The organism is Brevibacterium sp. SIMBA_078 (assembly GCF_046534565.1).
GTDB lineage: Bacteria > Actinomycetota > Actinomycetes > Actinomycetales > Brevibacteriaceae > Brevibacterium.
Genome location: NZ_JAWRYQ010000137.1, coordinates 1 through 293 on the forward strand (window position 1 = coordinate 1; position 293 = coordinate 293).

General features: G+C 41.0%; 1 protein-coding gene. It reads right to left on the reverse strand.

The genetic code is table 11. The features are described 5' to 3' along the window. A partial coding sequence (locus SB749_RS19190; protein ID WP_410711704.1) for a hypothetical protein occupies positions 1-256 on the reverse strand: 256 nt, incomplete at its 3' end. Positions 257-293: the final 37 nt, after the last annotated feature.

Consider the following 293-nt stretch of genomic DNA (forward strand, 5'->3'; position numbering starts at 1 on the left):
CGTCCTTAAATGATTTTCTTGATGATACGGCTTTGACTGTCCTAACAGTGTCTAGACGAGCATGTGACGGCTTTTTTGGCTTGTCTGCTGTAGTCATTCCAGTTGCAGTCTTTGAAACCTCATCAGCCATAAATCTACGGAGTTCAGCACTAACAGAGACGTCTCTAAACTTACAAAGTCCCTGAAACGAAGCTTTTAGTTCTGGTGGTAGCTTTATCAGCAAGGTAGTTTCATCAGGGTTTTTTTGTCTAGTCATGAGAAAGCTCAACTTTAGACAAAATGGATCGCATATT